Annotated in this window: 19 protein-coding genes; 5 read left to right on the top strand and 14 right to left on the bottom strand. The window is 71.8% G+C overall.

The annotated features are described in order from the left end of the window. Positions 1-20 precede the first annotated feature (20 nt). Entirely contained in the window at positions 21-1,412 is a 1,392-nt protein-coding gene (locus ABZ887_RS31550) for an aminotransferase class V-fold PLP-dependent enzyme (protein WP_361296615.1), read from the bottom strand. A gap of 152 nt (positions 1,413-1,564) precedes the next feature. On the opposite strand from ABZ887_RS31550, the gene ABZ887_RS31555 reads away from it, so the two are divergent. Then, entirely contained in the window at positions 1,565-2,065 is a 501-nt protein-coding gene (locus tag ABZ887_RS31555; protein ID WP_361296618.1) for a DUF2165 domain-containing protein, read from the top strand. 4 nt (positions 2,066-2,069) lie between these two features. Here ABZ887_RS31555 and ABZ887_RS31560 read toward each other — a convergent pair whose 3' ends face one another. The 3 genes from ABZ887_RS31560 to ABZ887_RS31570 all read right to left on the bottom strand — a co-directional run bounded on the left by ABZ887_RS31560 (position 2,070) and on the right by ABZ887_RS31570 (position 6,281). Then, complete coding sequence (locus ABZ887_RS31560) at positions 2,070-2,642, bottom strand: hypothetical protein (RefSeq protein ID WP_361296621.1); 573 nt, start codon at positions 2,640-2,642, stop codon at positions 2,070-2,072. 98 nt (positions 2,643-2,740) lie between these two features. After that, positions 2,741-5,326, bottom strand: coding sequence for a bifunctional FO biosynthesis protein CofGH (locus tag ABZ887_RS31565; protein ID WP_361296624.1), 2,586 nt, complete (start codon positions 5,324-5,326; stop codon positions 2,741-2,743). Between the two features lie 109 nt (positions 5,327-5,435). Beyond that, the gene (locus ABZ887_RS31570) at positions 5,436-6,281 is read right to left on the bottom strand and encodes an LLM class F420-dependent oxidoreductase (protein WP_361296627.1); all 846 of its coding nucleotides are present in this window, start codon (positions 6,279-6,281) and stop codon (positions 5,436-5,438) included. A gap of 154 nt (positions 6,282-6,435) precedes the next feature. Here ABZ887_RS31570 and ABZ887_RS31575 point away from each other — a divergent pair, with 154 nt between their 5' ends. After that, the gene (locus tag ABZ887_RS31575; RefSeq protein ID WP_361296630.1) at positions 6,436-7,962 is read left to right on the top strand and encodes a CehA/McbA family metallohydrolase; all 1,527 of its coding nucleotides are present in this window, start codon (positions 6,436-6,438) and stop codon (positions 7,960-7,962) included. 51 nt (positions 7,963-8,013) lie between these two features. On the opposite strand, the gene ABZ887_RS31580 is transcribed toward ABZ887_RS31575, so the two are convergent. Together ABZ887_RS31580 and ABZ887_RS31585 are read right to left on the bottom strand one after the other, a co-directional pair. After that, on the bottom strand, positions 8,014-8,469 hold the full coding sequence (locus tag ABZ887_RS31580; protein ID WP_361296633.1) for a hypothetical protein: 456 nt from the start codon (positions 8,467-8,469) through the stop codon (positions 8,014-8,016). Between the two features lie 198 nt (positions 8,470-8,667). After that, on the bottom strand, positions 8,668-9,279 hold the full coding sequence (locus ABZ887_RS31585) for a hypothetical protein (RefSeq protein WP_361296636.1): 612 nt from the start codon (positions 9,277-9,279) through the stop codon (positions 8,668-8,670). Between the two features lie 68 nt (positions 9,280-9,347). Here ABZ887_RS31585 and ABZ887_RS31590 point away from each other — a divergent pair, with 68 nt between their 5' ends. Then, the gene (locus tag ABZ887_RS31590; protein WP_361296639.1) at positions 9,348-9,932 is read left to right on the top strand and encodes a 3'-5' exonuclease; all 585 of its coding nucleotides are present in this window, start codon (positions 9,348-9,350) and stop codon (positions 9,930-9,932) included. 78 nt (positions 9,933-10,010) lie between these two features. Here the strand turns inward: ABZ887_RS31590 and ABZ887_RS31595 are convergent, their stop codons facing one another. Further along, entirely contained in the window at positions 10,011-10,763 is a 753-nt protein-coding gene (locus ABZ887_RS31595; RefSeq protein ID WP_361296642.1) for an endonuclease/exonuclease/phosphatase family protein, read from the bottom strand. Between the two features lie 89 nt (positions 10,764-10,852). Here ABZ887_RS31595 and ABZ887_RS31600 point away from each other — a divergent pair, with 89 nt between their 5' ends. Beyond that, complete coding sequence (locus tag ABZ887_RS31600) at positions 10,853-11,239, top strand: nitroreductase/quinone reductase family protein (protein WP_361296645.1); 387 nt, start codon at positions 10,853-10,855, stop codon at positions 11,237-11,239. 6 nt (positions 11,240-11,245) lie between these two features. Here the strand turns inward: ABZ887_RS31600 and ABZ887_RS31605 are convergent, their stop codons facing one another. From ABZ887_RS31605 to ABZ887_RS31630, 6 genes are all read right to left on the bottom strand, one after another. Beyond that, positions 11,246-11,803, bottom strand: a complete 558-nt coding sequence (locus ABZ887_RS31605; RefSeq protein ID WP_361296648.1) for a DUF3455 domain-containing protein — start codon at positions 11,801-11,803, stop codon at positions 11,246-11,248. 177 nt (positions 11,804-11,980) lie between these two features. Beyond that, positions 11,981-13,441, bottom strand: coding sequence for an aldehyde dehydrogenase family protein (locus ABZ887_RS31610; RefSeq protein WP_361296651.1), 1,461 nt, complete (start codon positions 13,439-13,441; stop codon positions 11,981-11,983). Further along, positions 13,438-15,168, bottom strand: coding sequence for a D-aminoacylase (locus tag ABZ887_RS31615; RefSeq protein WP_361296654.1), 1,731 nt, complete (start codon positions 15,166-15,168; stop codon positions 13,438-13,440). Before ABZ887_RS31615 ends, ABZ887_RS31610 begins: the two co-directional genes overlap by 4 nt. Positions 15,169-15,264: 96 nt before the next feature. Next, positions 15,265-16,383, bottom strand: a complete 1,119-nt coding sequence (locus tag ABZ887_RS31620) for an LLM class flavin-dependent oxidoreductase (RefSeq protein WP_361296657.1) — start codon at positions 16,381-16,383, stop codon at positions 15,265-15,267. Between the two features lie 119 nt (positions 16,384-16,502). Then, positions 16,503-17,273 (bottom strand): glucose 1-dehydrogenase, encoded by a 771-nt coding sequence (locus tag ABZ887_RS31625; protein ID WP_361296660.1) that lies wholly within the window; start codon positions 17,271-17,273, stop codon positions 16,503-16,505. Between the two features lie 13 nt (positions 17,274-17,286). Further along, positions 17,287-18,228 (bottom strand): LLM class F420-dependent oxidoreductase, encoded by a 942-nt coding sequence (locus ABZ887_RS31630; protein WP_361296747.1) that lies wholly within the window; start codon positions 18,226-18,228, stop codon positions 17,287-17,289. A gap of 266 nt (positions 18,229-18,494) precedes the next feature. On the opposite strand from ABZ887_RS31630, the gene ABZ887_RS31635 reads away from it, so the two are divergent. Next, on the top strand, positions 18,495-19,397 hold the full coding sequence (locus ABZ887_RS31635; RefSeq protein ID WP_361296663.1) for a hypothetical protein: 903 nt from the start codon (positions 18,495-18,497) through the stop codon (positions 19,395-19,397). Between the two features lie 110 nt (positions 19,398-19,507). Here ABZ887_RS31635 and ABZ887_RS31640 read toward each other — a convergent pair whose 3' ends face one another. Further along, positions 19,508-20,752, bottom strand: a complete 1,245-nt coding sequence (locus ABZ887_RS31640) for an amidohydrolase family protein (protein WP_361296666.1) — start codon at positions 20,750-20,752, stop codon at positions 19,508-19,510. Positions 20,753-20,780 lie beyond the last annotated feature (28 nt).

Genomic DNA, 20,780 nt, shown 5'->3' on the forward strand with positions numbered 1-20,780 from the left:
CGCCGTGCGATAGCTCCGGCTCAGCAGCTCTCCCGGGCGGCCAGCCCGGCCGCCGTCGGCACCCGGTCCCGGTAGGTCTCCGTCACGAACGTCAGGAACGTCTCGATGTCCCTGGGCTGGGACGACACGCCCAGGGAGACCCGGACGGCGCCCGCCGACGGCAGCCCCAGCAGCTCCAGGTACTCGTCCAGGGAGGCGACCTGTGTGTCGGCCGCCGAGAGCAGCCGGGTCAGCGGCAGGTCGAACGCCTCCTCTCCGGCGCCCGGATTGCAGAAGCAGCCCGTGCGCAGGGATATGCCGTGGGCGGCGCTGTCCCGCGTGACGACGCGTTCGTCGACGATCCGGCCGTCCGCGCCGAGCACGTTCAGCGCGACCGTGCCGCCACGGTCCGCGTCGGTACGGTCAGGGTCGGCGCGGTCGGTGCCGTACACCCGGACCAGCGGGGAGCCGTCGCTGTGCCGCAACGCCCGCAACCCGCGGAGCAGTCGGGCGGTGAGGACGGTGACGTGGGCGTGTATGCGGTCCATGCCGATGGCGTCGATCCAGGCGAGTCCGGCGGTCACGTCCGGCAGGGACAGGAAGTTGACCGTGCCGTCCTCGAAGGCGGCCTCGTCGGCGGCGAGGACGTGCCACTGGGCCCGGGCGCTGACGGCGTAGATGGTGCCGCCCGAGAACCAGGGGCGGCGCAGCTTGGCGAGGGCCTCGCGGCGGGCGATCAGACTGCCGATGCCGGTGGGGTGCCCGAAGACCTTGTACCAGCTGACGGCGGTGAAGTCCGGGTGGTGGCGGCTCAGGTCCAGGACGTTGGTCGGGGCGAAGGCCGCCGCGTCGAGCAGGACGTCGTAGCCGTGCGACCGGGCAGCGGCGATCCAGTCCAGCGAGTGCTGGACGCCGGTGAAGTTGCTCTGCGCCGGGTAGGCGAGCAGGCCGCCGGCGCCCCGGCGCGGGCCGGGCGGGGACAGGGCGGCACGCAGCCGCCCCTCGTCGATGTGCAGACCCGGCACGTACACGGTGGCGGCGCCCCGCGCCCGCGCGTACTCCCTGAGGCCGTTGACCGAGTTGTGGTTGTCCAGCGACATGACGAGCCGGCTGTCGGGGGTGAAGGGGTACGCCTCACCGACCAGGCGCAGGGCGCCGGTCGCGTTCGGGGTGAAGATCACGGCGTACTCGTCGGGGTCGGCGTTGAAGTGGCGGAGCACCGCCTGCCGGGCCTCGGTCAGCAGGAGCCCGGAGGCGCGGGAGGCCGGGCTCTCGGAGTGCGGGTTGCCGAACAGCCCGCCGGTGATCCGCCGGGCGCTGCCCATGACGAGGGAGCGCGGGGGAAGGCCGGCGCCGGTGTGGTCGAGGTAGGTGTGCCCGCCCTCGTCGAGGTAGCCGAACTCACGCGTCCGCAACTCCGCGAAGCCGTCCACGGGACCCCCTTCGAACTTCGAACTTCGCACACCGAACTTCGCACGGAACTTCGACCAAGGTACCCGCGTGCGAGCGGTTCGCCACGACGCCGGGTCGCCCGGCAAAGGCCGAACTGGGGGTGTAAACAGCCGGGTTGGGGAAGGAGGGTGACATGTCCACCTCCCACGCGCCTCGTGCGCTGTCGCTTGCCGCTGCCGTTCTGACCGGAACGGTCGCCCTCTACATCGCCCTCGTCGCCTTCGGGAACATCACCGACTTCGGTACCAACCAGGCCTTCGTCCAGCATGTGCTGGCCATGGACACCACGTTCAAGGACGACGACCTGATGTGGCGGGCCGTGACGGACAAGGGACTTGAGAACGCCGCCTACGTCGCCATCATCGGATGGGAGACGCTGGCCGCGCTCGTGCTGATCGCCGGGACCTGGCTCTGGGTCCGCCGCGACGACGTCCGCGCGCGGCGCGTCTCCACCTACGGTCTGCTGATGCTGGTGCTGCTCTTCGGCGCCGGGTTCATCGGGATCGGCGGTGAGTGGTTCTCCATGTGGCAGTCCAAGACCTGGAACGGACTGGACGCCGCGACCCGGGTGCTGGTCCTCACCGGGCTCGCGCTGGTCGTCGTCCAGCTGAGCCCCGCGGACCGGGACGCGTAGCCCGCTACTTGACCACGGTCACCTTGGTGTCCGGCTCCGTGCCGAAGGTCCACAGGGCCGTGCCGTCCGTCTTGGGCATCCGGATGCCGCTGGTCTGCTTGCCGGCGGCGGGTGCCGGGGAGGAGCCGTCGACCGCGTTGGAGAAGGCGATCGACAGACCCGACTTCGCGGCGAAATACAGAATGTGCTCGATCTGGACGCCGTCCGAGCCCGTCGTCGCCGACAGGGTCTTGGAGATCGTGTAGGTGCCGGGGTCCGGACTGACGGTCCCCGGCCACACCGTGAACGTGCGGGTCGCCTTGCCGCTCGCGTCGACCGTCCACACCCGCTTGGCGCCGAGCGAGTAGACGATCCGGCGGCCGGTGCCGGAGGCCGCCGGCACGGCGGGGGCCTTCGCCTTGGCCGTCGGTGACGCCGAGGGGTGGGCACCCGCCGACGCGCTCGCCGACGGGCGGACCGCCGCGGCCGTGGGGTGCGGCCCCTTGTCGGCCTGGAGGGCGAGGAAGACGACGGCAGCCGTCGCCCCGGCCGTCAGGCCGGAGACCCAGACCCAGGAGGGCAGCAGTCGGGCAGCCACGGGTACGCATCTCCTCCGCTGTGAGCGTCATGAGGCCCCCTGCCTGTTCGCACAGGGGTCGGATCATCGTACTGTGCGCTGCCCGCCCGCCCGACGGCTCAGTCCAGCACCGGCAGCAGCTCCGGCAGGTGCCCGTCGGAGGCCTCCGCCGCCCGCTGCCGTTCCTCTGGCACCTCGCCGTACAGCGTCGTACGGGGCTTCGCCGGGCGCCCGGCGGCCTCGGCCACCGCGACGAGGTCGCGAACCGACTTGTACGACCCGTACGACGACCCCGCCATCCGCGAGATGGTCTCCTCCATCAGCGTGCCGCCGAGGTCGTTCGCTCCCGAGCGGAGCATCTCCGCCGCACCCTCCGCGCCCAGTTTCACCCAGCTTGTCTGGATGTTGGGGATGTAGGGGTGCAGGAGGAGCCGGGCCATCGCCGTCACCGCCCGGTTGTCGCGCATCGTCGGGCCGGGGCGGGAGATGCCCGCCAGGTAGACGGGCGCGTTGGTGTGGATGAAGGGCAGCGTCACGAACTCCGTGAAGCCGCCCGTCCGCTGCTGGATGCCGGCCAGCGTGCGCAGGTGGCCCAGCCAGTGGCGGGGCTGGTCGACATGGCCGTACATCATGGTGGAGGAGGAGCGGATGCCCACCTCGTGCGCGGTGGTGATCACCTCGATCCAGGTGGCGGCGGGCAGCTTGCCCTTGGTGAGCACCCAGCGGACCTCGTCGTCCAGGATCTCGGCGGCCGTCCCCGGGACGGTGTCCAGGCCCGCCTCCTTCGCTGCCGTCAGCCACTCCCTGATCGACATGCCGGTGCGGGTCGCGCCGTTCACCACCTCCATCGGGGAGAAGGCGTGCACGTGCATGCCGGGGACGCGCTCCTTGACCGCCTTCGCGATGTCGAAGTACGCGGTGCCGGGCAGGTCGGGGTGGATGCCGCCCTGCATGCAGACCTCGACCGCGCCGACGTCCCAGGCCTGCTGGGCCCGGTCGGCGACCTGGTCCAGGGAGAGGGTGTAGGCGTCCGCGTCCGTGCGGCGCTGCGCGAAGGCGCAGAAACGGCAGCCGGTGTAGCAGACGTTGGTGAAGTTGATGTTGCGGGTGACGATGTAGGTGACGTCGTCGCCGACCGCGGACTTCCGTACGTCGTCGGCGATCCTCGTCAGCGCGTCGAGCGCCGGGCCGTCCGCGTGGAACAGGGCGAGGGCCTCGGCGTCCGTCAGCTTCGTCGGGTCGTCGGCCGCGGTCGCCAGGGCCGCGCGCACGTCCGTGTCGATCCGCTCCGGCACCATCCCGGGGGCGGCCGCCTCCCGCAGCGCGCCCCAGTCGCCGTACACCTCGTCGAAGTCGTCCCGCCGGTCGGCCGTACGGCCCTCGGTGTCGATGGCGGTGTGGAGGTCGGTGCGGCCGGAGGCGACGAAGACCTCCTCGGGCTCCTGCCACGGATGCCCCTCGACCACCGCGTCCGGCACCGCCAGGCCCGTCTCCGGATCCGTCAGCGCGGCCACGTGCGGACGCAGCCGCGGGTCCAGCCAGGGCTCGCCGCGCCGCACGAACTCCGGGTACACGCAGAGACGTTCCCGCAGCTCGAAGCCCGCCGCGGCCGACTTCCGCGCCAGCTCCTCGATCTGCGGCCAGGGGCGTTCCGGGTTGACGTGGTCGATGGTGAGCGGGGAGACCCCGCCCCAGTCGTCGATACCGGCGCCGATCAGCCGCTCGTACTCGCTGTCGACGAGATTGGGCGGCGCCTGGATGTTGCCCGCCGGCCCCATCACCAGCCGCGCCACCGCGACGGCCGCCACCAGCTCGTCCAGCTCGGCGTCCGGCATGCCGCGCATCGCCGTGTCCGGCTTGGCACGGAAGTTCTGGATGATCAGCTCCTGGACGCCGTGGTACGACCGGGCCACGCGCCGCAGCGCGAACAGCGACTCGGCCCGCTCCTCGTACGTCTCGCCGATGCCGATCAGGATCCCGGAGGTGAAGGGGACGGAGGAACGGCCCGCGTCCTCCAGGACCCGCAGCCGGACGGCGGGTTCCTTGTCCGGGGAGCCGTGGTGGGGGCCGCCGGGCTCGGACCAGAGCCGGGTGGCGGTCGTCTCCAGCATCATGCCCATGGAGGGCGCGACGGGCTTGAGGCGCTGGAAGTCCGTCCAGGACATCACCCCGGGGTTGAGGTGCGGCAGCAGGCCGGTCTCCTCCAGGATCCGGACGGAGATGGCCCGGACATACGCGATCGTGTCGTCGTACCCGTGCGCGTCGAGCCACTCGCGCGCCTCGGGCCAGCGGTCCTCGGGCTTGTCGCCGAGGGTGATCAGGGCTTCCTTGCAGCCGAGGGCCGCACCCTTGCGGGCGACGTCGAGGACCTCGTCCGGGGACATGAACATCCCGTGCCCGGCCCGGCGGAGCTTGCCGGGGACGGTGACGAACGTGCAGTAGTGGCACTTGTCGCGGCACAGGCGGGTGAGGGGGATGAAGACGCTCTTCGAGTACGTGATGACACCGGGCCGGCCGGCCTCCGCCAGACCGGCGTCACGGACCCGGGCGGCGGACGCGGCGAGGTCGTCGAGGGCCGCGCCGCGCGCCTGGAGCAGGACGGCGGCCTCGGAGACGTCGAGGGCGACGCCGTCCCGGGCGCGTTTGAGGGCGCGACGCATGGAGTTCTCGGTGGGGCCGGTTCCGGAGGTCGCGGAAGTCGTCATTCTTTGAGCATACGTTCGGGTTGGGTGGGGCCTGGGGGGTGTGCGGTGGTTGGGCACGTGCCCACCACCCCAGCCCGGCAGACGAGTGGACGACTGGACGCAACCCCCCTCACAGGTACTCCGCGTACGCGTCCAGCACCCCCAGCACTTCGGCCTCCCCCGCCGGAGGCAACTGCACCACGACCTCCTCGACGCCCAGCTCGGCATAGTGCGCGAGCTTGCCGGCGCTCGGGAAGACGGCGTACGGCACCACCTGGAGCGCGGCCGGATCCCGCCCCGCGTCCGCCCACACCGAGCGGAGCACCGGCAGCGACTCGGTCAGCCCTCGTCCCCCGATCGGCAGCCACCCGTCGGCATACTCCGCGATGTGCGCGAACAGCTTCGGCCCGGCGGCCCCGCCGACCAGCGTGCGGGGACCGGCGACCGGCCCGCGCGGCTTCTGGACCGGCTTGGGATACGCGGACGACGCCCGTACGCTCCCGAACTCCCCCTCGTAGGCGGTCGGTTCCTCCGCCCACAGCGCCCGCATCAACGCCATCCGGTCCCGGCCGAGTTCACGCCGGTCGCGCCACCGCACCCCGTGGTCCGCGGCCTCCTCGACGTTCCAGCCGAAGCCGACGCCGAGGGTGAAGCGGCCGCCGGACAGGTGGTCGAGGGTGGCGATCTGCTTGGCGAGGTCGATCGGGTCGTGCTGGGCGACCAGGGTGATGCCGGTGCCGAGGCCGAGGCTCTCGGTGACGGCGGCGGCCTGGCCGAGGGCGACGAAGGGGTCGAGGGTACGGCCGTACTCGCGGGGCAGGTCGCCGCCCGCCGGGTAGGGGGTGGTCCGCTCGACCGGGATGTGCGTGTGCTCCGGCAGGTACAGCCCGGCGAACCCGCGGGCCTCCAGCTCACGGGCGAGCCGGACCGGGGCGATGGTCTCGTCGGTGAGGAAGATCGTGACGGCTGTGCGCATGCCCCATCTGTACCGGGGGTGGCTCGATCTGTCCATACCGACTGGTCGGCATCACATGCCCCGGCTTTCGCATGGCTATGCACATGACATACGGACGCCTGTGGATTCCCTGTCCTTCCGGGGGAGTTCACGTCGGATGGGGAGAGTGAGCGGCATGTGTGAGGACACGCACGGCATCGGCAGACGCGCACTGTTCGTGACGGGCGCCGCGGCAGCCCTTACGTTGGGACCCGTGAGCTTCGCAGCGGCGGACGGTCAGGACCAGGGGACCCAGGAGACGGCGACCGTGCGCGGCACCCTGCCGCCCGGCTCCCCCGACTTCGTGTACGTACCGGTCGAAGTACCCACCGGCGTACGGGAGATCAAGGTCTCCTACACCTACGACAGGCCGAGCGTCCCGGCCGGCACCACGGGCAACGCGCTCGACATCGGCATCTTCGACCAGCACGGCACCGAGCTGGGCGGCAAGGGCTTCCGGGGCTGGTCGGGCGGCGCCCGCACGGAGTTCTTCGTGCGCGCCGACGACGCGACCCCCGGCTACCTCCCCGGCCCGGTCGGCGCCGGCACCTGGCACATCGCCCTCGGCCCGTACACGGTGGCCCCGCAGGGACTGTCGTACGAGCTCACGATCACCCTCACCTACGGCGAACCCGGCACCCCCGTCCGCCCGGTCTACCCGCCGTCCCGCGCGAAGGGCCGCGGCCGGGACTGGTACCGGGGCGACTGCCACCTGCACTCCTGGTACTCCGACGGCCGCCGCACCCCCGCCGAGATCGCGGCCCTGGCCCGCGCCGCCGGACTGGACTTCATCAACTCCTCCGAGCACAACACGCACTCGTCGCACGCCCACTGGGCGGACCAGGCCGGAGACGACCTGCTGATCATGCTCGGCGAGGAGGTCACCACCCGCAACGGCCACGTCGTCGCCCTCGGCACGGAGCCCGGGACCTTCGTCGACTGGCGCTACCGGGCCCGCGACAACCGCTTCGGCCACTTCGCCCACCAGATCCACAAGGCCGGCGGACTGGTCGTACCGGCCCACCCGCACGCCACCTGCGTCGGCTGCGCCTGGAAGTTCGGCTTCGGGGAGGCGGACGCGGTCGAGGTGTGGAACGGCCCCTACACCCCCGACGACGAGGTGGCCCTCGCCGCCTGGGACGCGGCGCTGGTCGCCTCGGTGCGGGACAACCGGCAGTGGCTGCCGGGCATGGGCAGCAGCGACGCGCACCGGGACCCGGACGTCGTCGGCTCGCCCCAGACGGTCGTCCTCGCCGACGACCTGTCCCGCGAGGCCATCCAGGACGGCCTGCGCGCGGGCCGCTCCTACGTCGCGGAGTCGAAGAACGTGACGCTGGGCTTCACGGCGACGGGCGGCCGCGGCGAGCAGGCGGGCATCGGCGAGCGCCTCGCCGTCGCCCCCGACACCCCGGTGACCGTCCGTCTGGAGGCCTCCGGCGTCCCGCGCTGCACGGTCCGCTTCGTCACCGACCAGGGCGTCCTCCTCACCAGCGACCCGCTGCCGGTGACCGGCTCGGGGGCGGTGGAGTGGCGGACGACACCGTCGTACGCGGCCTACGTCCGCGCGGAGGTCCGCCACGAGACGGCGGCCGGCCCCGTCCCCGGCGCCCTGGCGGCTCTGACGAACCCGATCTTCCTGGGACACGCCGGCAGCCGTGGCTGAGAACAGGCCTGGGGCCGAATTCCGAGGGAACGGGTTGCTCGAATTACCGTCTTATTCAGTCCCCAGGTGCGCCTGGGCGAATGTCCAGAAACCGGTCCCGTTGTATCCGGTGTCGAACGGCGTTCCGAAACCGTGGTCGTCGCCGCTGCCGAAATAGGTGTTCTCCAGCCAGCTGAACCGGTCTCCCGTCCGGCCGCCGTAGGCCTGGGCCAGACGGTAGAGCGCACCTTCGTATGCGTCGTCCGTCGCGCCGTTGTCGTCGAGTCCGGACCGCGCGTTGGCGACCGCCCGGGCAAAGATGTCGTGATAGGCCTGGGTGACCCACATCTTGCCTGCGGTCACGTCGGAGCCGTCTCCGGCGCCGGACACGGCGACGGTGTCAAGAGCGCCTTCCGCTTTCGTGACCGCCGCCGCGAGCGCTTCTCGCGCGCCTGCCCCGCGCGAGAAGCCGACGGTCACACCGGGAGTGGCGAGCCACTGCAGCGCGGGCACGTTGTTCTCGCCCATCCAGGACCGGCACGTCGTTGACCTTCACCGCGCCCGACGCGATCAGGGCCGCCACTCCCCGTCCGCGTCGATCCTCTTTTCCCCGAAGGCACACTAACTCCGTCGGAGGACGACGCCAATGCGATGTCTGCGCGCTTAGCTTGCACCGTGACGAGCCGCTCCCGGTGCTCCGGCAATTCCCGTCAGCGGGCCCCCTGGCTACCGGCGGCCGTCTCGCCTGCGCTCGCTGCGCCGCAGTGCGCGACGCTGTTTTCCCGGCAGGGTGGCGGCCAGCTCGCCGACGAGGGCGACGTCGTGGCCGTTGCCCTCGCGGCCGCCCCGGCACCACCAGACCGGCGGGCCGGCCGCGTCCGTCGCACTCGGGTACCGGTCGGCGGCGGTTCCCGGGAGACGAGGGTGCATTCCGGTCTTGTGCTCCCAGCAGACCGGCCAGACCTGCCAGAGCAGCTCCATGACGGTCGACTGCGCCGCGTCCGCGACCACGGCCAGGACCGTCTCCGCGTCGTCCGGCTCCGGCGGGTCGCCCTCCTCGGGGTCGTACGCGTTCACCTGGTTGCCGTGCCAACGGCCGTCGGGCATCGCCACGTAGACCTGGCCTCTGTCGCTTTCGCCCGGTGCCAGAGGCTGCCGCGGCGGGTCGGCCATCAGTATCAGCGCGTCCTGCTCCGGCAAGGTCGCCGCCAGGTCGCGGTTGACCACAGCGAGCGCGGCCTCCAGCTTCGGCCACTCACCGGGCTCGGCCGGCCTGGGCTCCGGGTGACGCTGCCGGTCACGGCCAGGGCCGATGCGGGAGTACGAGAAGTGGTTCACCGGCGCATCGTCCCATCCGGGCCGAAACTCGCGTGCCTCGGCCGCCGCGCCTCCCTACGCTTCCCGTCATGAACAGCGCCTGGGCCCAGGGGCTCGTCAACGTCGTGGACGTCGAGGCGACCTGCTGGACCGGTTCCCCGCCGCCCGGCGAGGTCAGCGAGATCATCGAGATCGGGCTGACCGTCGTCGACCCGGCGGCCGGCGAGCGCCTCGCCCGGCACCGGATCCTGGTGCGGCCCGCCCGGTCCACGGTCAGCGGGTTCTGCACGGAGCTGACCGGCCTCACTCAGTCGGAGGTCGACCAGGGGGTCACCTTCGCCGAAGCGTGCCGGCTGCTGGCGGCCGAGCACCGCGCCGGCGCCCGGCCCTGGGTCAGCTGGGGTGACTACGACCGCCACCAGTTCACCCGGCAGTGTCAGGCCACGCGGACGCCCTACCCTTTCGGCCGCCGTCACACCAACGCCAAGGCCGTCTTCACCGAGGCGTACAGCCTGCGCAAGCGCCCCGGCATGGCACAGGCCCTGGAGATCGCCGGACGGCGGCTCGAAGGCCGGCATCACCGGGGCGAGGACGACGCCTGGAACATCGCGGCCCTCGTGCTTCACCTCTCTGAACGGGGCCTTTGGCCGGCCCCGGTGGAACACCTCGCCTGACAGGCGGACGGGAAACGGGCTGCCGTCGGGGAACTGACGGAGCCCGAGGCCTTCGGCTCCCTTCTCGACCTGCTGAAGTCACCCGCCGGACGGTGACCCCGCGGCTCCCCCGGCCGCCAGGTCCGCCACGACCGCCGCGTGGTCCGACGGCCACACGCCGTCGACCGGGCCGGCCCCGGCGCGGCGTACGGCCAGCACGGTGCCGATGCCGTCGGGGCCGGCCGGGTCGGCGTACTCCCAGGCGTCGAAGAAGACCTGGCCGGGGACCAGGGGCGCGGTGCGGGTCCCGCAGAAGCGGCGGATCTCGTCGGAGTCCGGCCAGGCGTTGAAGTCACTGGTGACGACGGGCGGGAAGCCGGTGCCCGCGCGGTGGGCGGCGACGAACTCGGCCAGGGCGGCGACCTGTTGGACGCGTACGGCCGACAGGTGCAGTTGGGAGGTCAGGTGGACGGTGAAGAAGGGGACGGGGTGGGCGGGGGCCGCGAGGCGGGCGTAGAGCGCGAGGCGGCCGTCGTCGAGTTCCGGTGGCACCGGCAGGCGCAGCACCTCGGTCTCCACCACCGGCCAGCGGCTGAGCACCGCGTTGCCGATCTCGGTGCCCGGCTCCCCGATCCGCCGCTGCCAGCGCTCGGAGGCCGGGGAGGCGGCCCAGGCCCAGTGCAGGCCGAGTTCACCGGCGATCCACTCGGCGAGGTTCTCGCCGTCCGTGGCCCACACCTCCTGGAGGCCGACCACGTCCGGCCGCAGCTCGCGCAGCACGGCGAGGATCGCCTTCTGCCGTTCGGCCCAGGGCCCGAAGCGCCACCACAGGTTCCAGGTCACAATCCGCACGGGCCCACCGTCTCTCGTCGGAGAAGCGTGAGAGACATTGAAGGGCATCGCCGTCACCGCAGTACGGCAGAACGGGAGACCGAGGAACCATGTCGGAGCGCAGATTCCGTGCCACCACCGCCTTCCAGCGGTACCTCGCCAACCCCCTGACCCGCCTGATGCCCTTCCAGACCCTGCTGGAGACCACCGGGCGGGTCTCCGGGCAGCCGCGGCGGACGCCGCTCGGCGGGCGGCGGGTCGGGGAGAGTTTCTGGCTGGTGTCGGAGTTCGGGACGAAGTCCCAGTACGTGCGGAACATCCAGGCCGACCCGCGGGTGCGGGTGCGGATCGGCGGGCGGTGGCACCACGGCACCGCCCGCCTGCTGCCCGACGACGACCCGGTCGCCCGGCTGCGCACCCTGCCCAAGGGCAACAGCATGGCCGTGAAGGCGCTGGGGACGCAGCTGCTGACGATCCGGGTCGACCTCACGGACTGAGGGGGGTCACGCCGCCTTGTAGAAGGCGTACGTGGCCGTGTACCGCACGCCCACCTGGTCGGTGCCGGTGCAGGTGCCGGCGGGGGCCACGCCGCCGGTCGTGTTGAGGCGCTGGATGTAGGTGACGTCCCCGAACACCCCGGTGCCGCGGGTGGCCGTGGCCTTCAGGAGCAGTTCGGGGATGGTGCCGTCCTTGGGGGACGTGGCGACCGCCGAGGCGTTGACCGCGCTGCCGTCCACCGTGGACACCCACACGGGGCCGCGGGAGTGCAGGGCGACCGGGCGGTCCCTCTTGTCGGTGAGGACGGCGGCGGGCTCCAGCAGCTTCCAGGCGCCGTCGGTGCAGGCGTAGGTCTGCGTGCCCCGCCCGGTGAAGACCCCGGACAGCGTGTTGCCGTCGGGCACCGCGAGCGCGGCGGGAGCCTTGACGGCCGGGACCTGGGTGGCGGCCTCCGGGACCGCGGCGTTGCCGACGGACGTGGCCAGCAGGGTGCCGACGGTCCCGGCGGCGAAGGCGACGGCGGTGAGGACGATTCTCTTGGTGCGCTTCTTGGTGTGCGTCATTGAGTGCTCTCCGAGCTTTTTCCGTACAGGTTCGGGGAAGGGAGGGCCGGGAATCGGAAACCGGCCGCACGCCCCGTCCCCGGACGCTACGGATCCGCCACCGCCCATGGGGCCGATTGCCCCATGTCTGTCCCATGTCTGCCCCAAGGGGCATGCAGGGCACGGCAGTTGGGTGCCTCACCCGGGCCAGACGATCGCCTGCACCTCGCTGTATGCGTGCAGGGCGTAGGAGCCCACGTCCCGGCCGACCCCGCTCTTCTTGAACCCGCCGAACGGCGCCTCCATGTTCCGGCCGACGGTGTTGATCCCGACGCCGCCCGCCCGCAGCCGCCGGGCCACCCGGAAGGCGCGGGCCACGTCGCCGGACCAGACGTAGTCGATGAGGCCGTAGTCGGAGTCGTTGGCGAGGGCGATGCCCTCCTCCTCGTCGTCGAAGGGGACGACGGAGACGACCGGGCCGAAGATCTCCTCACGGGCCGCGCGCATGTCGTTCGTGCAGTCGGCGAGCAGGGTCGGGGAGACGTAGAAGCCCCGCTCCAGCGGCGGGCGTTCGCCGCCGGCCACCACCGTCGCGCCCTCCTTCCTGCCGAGTTCGACGTACGACTCGACGCGCGCCCGGTGCTCCGCGCTGATCACCGGCCCGACCACCGTGTCCGGCGCGGCCGGGTCGCCCACCGTCAACCGGCCCGCGTACCCGGCCAGTCCGTCCACCAGCCGCTCGTACAGGCCCCGTTGCACCAGCACCCGGGTGGGCGCCGTACAGATCTGCCCGCTGTAGAAGGAGAAGGTGGTGCCGATCCCCGCCACCGCCGAACCGACGTCCGCGTCGTCGAAGACGACCGCCGCGCCTTTCCCGCCCAGCTCCATCAACTGCCGTTTCATGTCCCGCCCGCACACCTCGGCGATGCGCTGCCCGACGGCGGTGGAGCCGGTGAAGCTCACCATGTCGACGTCCGGGGAGGCCACGACGGCCTCGCCGACCCCGACGTCCCGCCCGGAGACGACGTTCACCACGCCCGGCGGGGCGCCCGCCGCCTCCAGCGCCTCCACCATCCGGTACACGGACAGCGGATCCTGCGGGGCGGGCTTCACGACCACCGTGTTGCCCATCGCCAGCGCCGGCGCGACCTTGCCCGCCGGGTTGGCCCACGGGTTGTTGTACGAGGTGATGCAGCTGACCACCCCGACCGGCTGGCGCACGGCCAGCGCGCCCATCACGCCCGCCTTCCCCATCGGCCCGGCCTCGTTGATCTGCGGCGGGATCGCCCACTCGGCCGGTTCGACGGTCGCGTACCGCCGGAACCGGGCCGCGGCCACCCCCACCTGCATCGCCCGGGCGGTGCCGGTGGTCGCGCCCGTCTCGGCGCGGGCGAGGTCCGCGTACGCGCCCAACTGCCCGCGGATGATGTCGGCGGCCCGCCCGAGCACCGCCGCCCGCTCCCCCGCCGGCGTCCGCGACCAGGCCCCGAAGGCCTCCCGGGCGGCCGCGCAGGCGGCCAGCACCTGCTCCCGGGAGGCCTCCGGCGCCCAGCCCACGGTCTCCTCGGTCGCCGGGTCGACGACCTCGTAGTGCCCGTCGTCGGGGTCCGTCCACCGCCCCCCGACGAACAGCCGCTGCCCGTCCGCCCCCGCACTCACCGGGTGCTCACCGTCCTGGTGTCCCGCCCGGACCGCAGCACCTTCCCCGGTACGGCACCGCTCACCACGTCGTCCCGGATCGCCTCGACGCCGTTGACCCAGACCGCCCGCACCCCGATCGCCTTCGAGTCCAGGCGCGGACTGTCTCCCGGCAGGTCGTGCACCAGGGTGGCCTGGCCGGCGGCGATCCGCTCCGGGTCGAAGAGCACGAGGTCCGCATGCCAGCCCTCCGCGATCCGCCCCCGCTCCCGCAGCCCGAAGAGCCGGGCGGGATCGTCGGTCAGCATCTTCACGGCCTGTTCGAGCCCGAGCAGCTTCCGGCCGCGCAGACAGTCCCCGAGGAAGCGGGTGGTGTACGGCGCCCCGCACATCCGGTCCAGGTGCGCCCCCGCGTCCGACCCGCCCAGCATCACGTCCTCGTGCTGCCAGACCTCGGCGCGCAGCGCCCAGGAGGCGGGGTCGTTGTCGGTGGGCATGGGCCACAGGACGGTACGGAGGTCGTCGGCGGCGCAGATCTCGACCAGGGCGTGGAAGGGGTCCAGGCCGCGCTCCTGTGCTATGTCACGTACCACCCGGCCCGACAGCCCGGCGTTCGCCTCGCTGTACGTGTCCCCGACGACGTACCGCCCGAAGTCGGCGAGCCGCCGGAAGACCCCGGCCTCCTTGCTGTTCGCGCGGTCCATCATCTCGGCCCGTACGTCCGCGTCGCGCAGCTTCTCGATCCGCTCCGGAACCGGCAGCCCGAGGATCGGACCCCACCCGGGGATGAGGTTCAGCGCGCAGAAGGTGCCGAGCGACATGTTCATGGGCGTGAGGATCGGCATGGTCAGCGCGACCACCCTGCCGCCCGCCTTCCGGGCCCGCTCGCTGGCCTGGAGCTGCCGCGGCACCCGCTCCGGCACGGCGGCGTCGACCGTCAGCACGTTCCAGTTCAGGGGCCGTCCGGCCACCGCGCTCATCTCGGCGAACAGCTCGATCTCGGCGTCGCTGAACTGGTCGAGGCAGCCGGCGACGATCGCCTCGATCTGCGTCCCCTCGTGCTCCCCGACGGCCTTCGACAGGGCCAGCAGCTCGGCGGGGAGCGCGTGCCGCGAGGCCACCGGCTGCCCGTCCCCGTCGGAGTGGGTACTGGACTGCGTGGTGGAGAACCCCCACGCCCCGGCGTCCATCGCCTCGTGCAACAGCCGTACGATCTCGGCCAGTTGCTCCGCACTGGGCTGCCCGCCGACCGCGTCCGCCCCCATCACGTACCGGCGCAGCGCACAGTGCCCCACCATGAACCCGGCGTTGACGGCGATCCGCCCTTCGAGAGCGTCCAGGTACTCCCCGAAACCGCTCCAGCTCCAGGGCGCCCCCTCCTCCAGCGCGACCAGCGACATGCCCTCGACCTTGGACATCATCCGACGGGTGTAGTCGGCGTCGGCGGGCCGGGCGGGATTCAGCGGGGCCAGCGTGAAACCGCAGTTCCCGGCGGCGACCGTGGTCACCCCGTGGTTGAGGGAAGGTGTCGCATACGGGTCCCAGAAGAGCTGGGCGTCGTAGTGCGTGTGCGGATCGACGAACCCGGGCGCGAGGACCAGCCCGGCGGCGTCCTCGCTGGTACGGGATGCCTCGGTGACGGTCCCGACGACGGCGATCCGGCCGTCGCGGATACCGACGTCGGCGACGAATGCGGGCGCACCGGTCCCGTCAACAACCGTCGCCCCTTTGATGACGTGATCGAACACGAACCCTGCCTCCTCGAACTCCGGCTCAGTGGAGAGACTCAGGGGCGCGGGGAACTGCGCGACCAGCCACAACGCACCCGCACCCCGCAACGGCGATTACGCGGCACCCCTGAATCGGGTCGTCCGATGCACAGGATCCGTGTCGATCTTCGGAATCACGTGCTCCCCGATCAACCGGATCGTCTGCAACGTCTCCTCCTTCGGCACCCCCACCGGCAGCCCGAAGCTCAGCTGGTCCGCCCCCGCCTGCTCCCACCGCTTGCACTGCCGCAGCACCTCGTCCGGGTCGCCGCAGATCAGCAGCTCCTCCTCGACCAGCAGCTCCACGAACTCGGGCGTGTACTCCGGCAGCGTCTCCGGCCACACCGGGAAGCCCTCGGGCCGCGGGAAGGTGTCGTGGTAGCGGAACACCAGGGACGGCAGGTAGTGCAGCCCGCCGGAGGCCGCGATCCGGATCGCCTCGTCGTGGGTCGGCGCGCAGATCGCCGTCGTCGTCACCATGACGTTGTCGTTGACGAAGTCCCCGACCGGCTCGGCGTTCACGATCGCCGTCTTGTACTGCTCGAGCACCCACTCCATGTCGGAGACCTTCTGGATGCTGAACCCCAGCACGCCGAGCCCCTTTCTCGCGGCCATGGCGTACGACGGCGGCGACCCGGCCGCGTACCACATCGCGGGGTGCGACTTGCCGTACGGCTTCGGCAGCACCTTCCGCGGCGGCAGCTGCCAGTGCTTGCCCTGGAAGCCGACGTACTCGTCCTGGAGCCACATCTTGGGGAACTCGGCGATGGTCTCCTCCCAGATCTCCTTGGTGTAGTTCATGTCGGTCACACCGGGGATGAATCCGAGGATCTCGTGGGAGCCGGCGCCGCGCCCGCTGCCGAACTCGAAGCGGTTGCCGGTGAGATGGTCGAGCATGGCGACCTTCTCGGCGACCTTCACGGGGTGGTTGACCTGGGCGAGCGGGTTGAAGATCCCGGAGCCGAGGTGGATCCGCTCGGTGGCGTGGGCGAGGTAGCCCAGGTACACGTCGTTGGCGGACAGGTGCGAGTACTCGTCGAGGAAGTGGTGCTCGGAGGCCCAGGCGTACTTGAAGCCGGACTGGTCCGCCTGGATGACGTACTCGGTCTCCTCCATCAGTGCCTTGTGCTCGGCCAGCGGGTCGGTCTCGGCTCGCTTGCCCACGTATCCCTGTACAAAGAGCCCGAATTCCAAGGCGGTTCACCGTCCCAAGTCCAGGTGGTCCCTGTGGTTCTTATGAGTGCTACGACTTTCTGACGTTGCGTCAGAAACGTCAAGGGATGACGGTCCGTCAGATATTCGTGAGATGCCCGTCAGATGACGCTGACCCCGGCCAGCCAGCCCCCGTCGATCACGAACGGCTGCCCGGTGATGTACGAGGAGTCGTCCGAGGTCAGGAAGAGCGCCAGCCTGGCCACCTCCTCGGCCCGCCCGATCCGGCCCAGCGGCACGAGCTTGCGGTACAGCTCGTCCAGCGCCCGGCTCATCTCCGCCGGGTCGGCGGCGGGGTCGAGGCGCGCCGGGTTGGACATCGCGGTGTCGATGGCGCCGGGGCAGATCGCGTTGACGCGGATCCGCCGGTCGGCGAGCTCCAGCGCGGCGACCCGGGTGAGCCCGAGCACCGCGTGCTTGGTGGCGGCGTAGGTGCCGACCGCCGCCATCCCGGTCAGCGCGGTGTAGGAGGCCGTGTTGACGATGGTCCCGCCGTCGTCCAGCTCGGGCGCGACCGTCTTCATGCCCAGGAAGCAGCCCACCTGGTTGACCTGCACGACCTGCATGAACTCGTCCAGAGGCGTGTCCACGAGCGCGTTGAAGCGCAGGATGCCCGCGTTGTTCACCAGCCCGTCGAGACGGCCGTACGCCCTCTTCGCGGCGGCGACGGCGGCCTGCCACTCCGCCTCCACGCCCACGTCCAGGTGGACGTAGGCCGCCCCGATCTCCTTGGCGAGGGCCTCGCCCTGGTCGTCCAGCACATCGGCGACGACGACTCGCGCACCCTCCGCGACGAAGAGCCGCGCCTCCTGCTCGCCCTGTCCGCGCGCCGCACCGGTGACGATGACGACCCGCCCGTCCAGCTTGCCCATGCCACTGCCTCCCTCAGGTGAGAAGGGGCGCGACATCCGCCCCGAACGCCTCGATCTGGTCGATGAGTTCGGCCCGGCTCCGGCTGCGGAACCGCACCTGGATCTGGTGCACGCCCATCTCGCCGTAGGCCCGCAGCGACTCGGCGAGGGCCTCGGGGGCACCGCTGAGGGTGCGGCGGCCGACCGCCCAGTCCGGGGTGCCGACGTACAGCGGTTCGGCGATCGCGCCGACGGCGATCGGCTCCTCGATGCCCGCCTCCTCGCGCAAGCGCCGCAGCCGGGCGATCTGCGCCGGGAGCCGGTCCCTCGGGTCGCCCTGCGGGAGCCAGCCGTCGCCCTTGAGCGCGGCCCGCCGCACCGCGGCCGGCGACGACCCGCCGACCCATACCGGCACCCGCTCCTGCGCGGGCCGGGGCCGCTGCCCGAGCCCCTCGAAGTCGTAGAACTTGCCGTGGTGGGTGGGGAACTCGTCCGGCCCGAGCGCGGCGCGCAACGCGTCGATCGCCTCGTCGAGCACCGCCCCCCGCTGCCCGAAGTCCACCCCGAGCACCTCGAACTCCTCCCGTACGTGCCCGGCGCCGACGCCGAGGATCAGGCGGCCCCCGGAGAGGTGGTCGAGGGTCGCGTACTGCTTGGCGGAGAGCAGGGGGTGCCTGAGGCCCACGACGGCGACATGGCTGAGCAGCCGTACCCGCTCGGTCACGGCGGCCAGATGGGCGAGGGTGGCGACCGGGTCGTACCAGACCGTGCTCATGGCCTCGGCGAGCCGGTGCGGGATCGCCACGTGGTCGCAGACGGCGAGGTACACGAAGCCCGCGGCCTCGACGGCCCGGGCGATCACGACGAGGTCCTCGACCCCGGCCCCGGCCTCCCAGCCCTCGGCGTAGATGGTGGACTGGGACTGGACGGGGAGTTGTATCCCGTACGCCGGACGCCCGTCCGGCAGGCCCTGGATGGACACACGCCCTCCTGCGGCTCATGCAATCTGATGGACCGTCACATCAGCTCTGCCGGAGCCATCGTCTTGCCTGACGCCCCGTCAGACAAGAGTCGCGGGCGTTGATCGTCCGGTGAAGAATGTCCGCCTCTCTGACTGATTGACCCGGAGTCGTCGTGGTCGTGTCTCAGGCGCGTCACCGGGTGAGGGCGGCCCGACCGGGCCTCGTACTGGCCGGTGACGACCCGGGAGTTCCGGGTCGCATCGGACACGGGGAGACCGAAATGATCCGCAACCGCATCGCCGCACTGGCCGCCGGCGCAGTCGCCGCGTCCCTGCTGCTGACCGCCTGCAACGGCACCGACCAGGCCGCCGACGCCGCCTCGGCGGCCGGGAACGGCGTCGGCGCCGCGCTGCAGAGCCTGCACTTCGGCAGCGGCACCGCGAAGCAGCACAACGCCACCCCGAAGACGGGGGACTGGGCCCCCGCCGCCGGCAAGCCGGCGGTGACCCCGGCCGCCAAGAAGTGGGTGCAGCTGAGCGCGGCCAAGGCGGGCAACCTGAACCCGGTCGTCGTCAACGGTGCGGGCTTCACCCTCTACCGCTTCGACAAGGACACCCCGAACCCGTCCAGGTCCAACTGCAACGACGCATGCGCGACCACCTGGCCGCCCGTCGTCGTCGCCCCCGGCGGCAAGATCTTCATCGACGGCGTGAAGAAGTCCGCCGTCGGCGTGGTCAAGCGTGCCGACGGCAACCTCCAGGTGACGATCGGCGGCTGGCCGGTCTACCGCTTCAGCAAGGACCTCAAGCCCGGTGACACCAACGGGCAGGGCGTGGGCGGCACCTGGTTCGGCGTGACGCCGGACGGCAAGAAGGCGGGCGCCCAGGACCAGAACCAGGGAGGCACCGGGGGGACCGGGGGCACCGGGACCGGTTCGGCCGCCGCGAGCAGCGTCGTCCTCTCCGACGAGACGAACTTCGGCGACCCCTCCGAGGGCCTGGCCGGCTCCGGCTGCCAGAACGTGGCCCGCGACGACGCCGCCTCCTCCCTCCGGGCGTCCGGAGCCCTGAAGATCTGGTCGGAGAAGGACTGCAAGGGCGAGTCCAAGGTGGTCCAGGGCGACATCGCCGACCTGGCGTCGATCGGCTTCGACAACAAGATCTCCTCGGTGTTCTTCGGCTGACGCCGGCAGGCAGAACCTGACCGTCCCGCGCCCGCGGTCGCGCACCCGGGTGCGGGACGGTCACGGCCGGGCCCTCCCCGTGCGGTGCGGTGCGGGGCCGGGCACGGTCCTCACGAGGCCGTGCCCGGCCCCGCCCACAGTCCGTCCGCCGTCAGCCCCAGCAGGTCGATCGCGTTGCCACGGACGATCCGCTCCACCGCGTCCGGGGCCAGGTGGCCCATCTGGGACTCGCCGACCTCCCGGGACTTCGGCCAGGTGGAGTCGGAGTGCGGGTAGTCGGTCTCGTAGAGGACGTTGCCGACGCCGATCGCGTCGAGGTTGCGCAGGCCGAAGGCGTCGTCGAAGAAGCAGCCGTAGACGTGCTCGGCGAAGAGCTCGGAGGGCGGGCGGGTGACCTTGTCGGCGACCCCGCCCCAGGCGCGGTTCTCCTCCCAGACGACGTCGGCGCGTTCCAGGATGTAGGGGATCCAGCCGATCTGGCCCTCCGCGTACATCACCTTGAGGTGGGGAAAGCGCTCGAACTTGCCGCTCATCAGCCAGTCGACCATCGAGAAGCAGCAGTTGGCGAAGGTGATGGTGGAGCCGACCGCGGGCGGGGCGTCGGCCGAGGTGGAGGGCATCCGGCTGCTGGAGCCGATGTGCATGGCGACGACCGTGCCGGTCTCGTCGCAGGCGGCGAGGAAGGGGTCCCAGTCGTCGGTGTGGACGGAGGGGAGCCCGAGGTGCGGGGGTATCTCGGAGAAGGCGACGGCGCGGACCCCGCGGGCGGCGTTGCGGCGGACCTCGGCGGCGGCCAGTCCGGCGTCCCAGAGCGGGATGAGGGCGAGGGGGATCTGACGGCCCCGCGCCAGCGGGCCGCACCACTCCTCGACCATCCAGTCGTTGTACGCCTGCACGCAGAGCAGGGCGAGTTCGCGGTCCTTGGCCTCGGTGAAGGTCTGCCCGCAGAAGCGCGGGAAGGTCGGGAAGCAGAGCGCGGACTGGACGTGGTTGACGTCCATGTCGGCGAGCCGCTGCGGCACGTCGTACGACCCCGCCCGCATCTGCTCGTACGTGATCACTTCGAGCTTGATCTCGTCGCGGGAGTAGCCGACGGCGGTGTCGAGGCGGGTGAGGGGGCGGTGCAGGTCCTCGTAGATCCACCAGTCGCCTATGGGGCCGTCCTCGCCCGGCCTGCCCATGACCGGCTTGAAGCGGCCGCCGAGGAAGCTCATCTCCCTCAGCGGGGCCCGGACTATGCGGGGCCCGGTGTCCAGGTACTTCTTCGGGAGGCGGGACTGCCAGACGTCCGGCGGCTCCACGGTGTGGTCGTCGACGGAGATGATCAGCGGGAAGGTGCCGTCCTGGGTGTCCATGGCGCTCACGGTAGCGCCGATCTGACGA

It is taken from the genome of Streptomyces sp. NPDC047061 (assembly GCF_040643955.1).
Classification (GTDB): Bacteria; Actinomycetota; Actinomycetes; order Streptomycetales; family Streptomycetaceae; genus Streptomyces.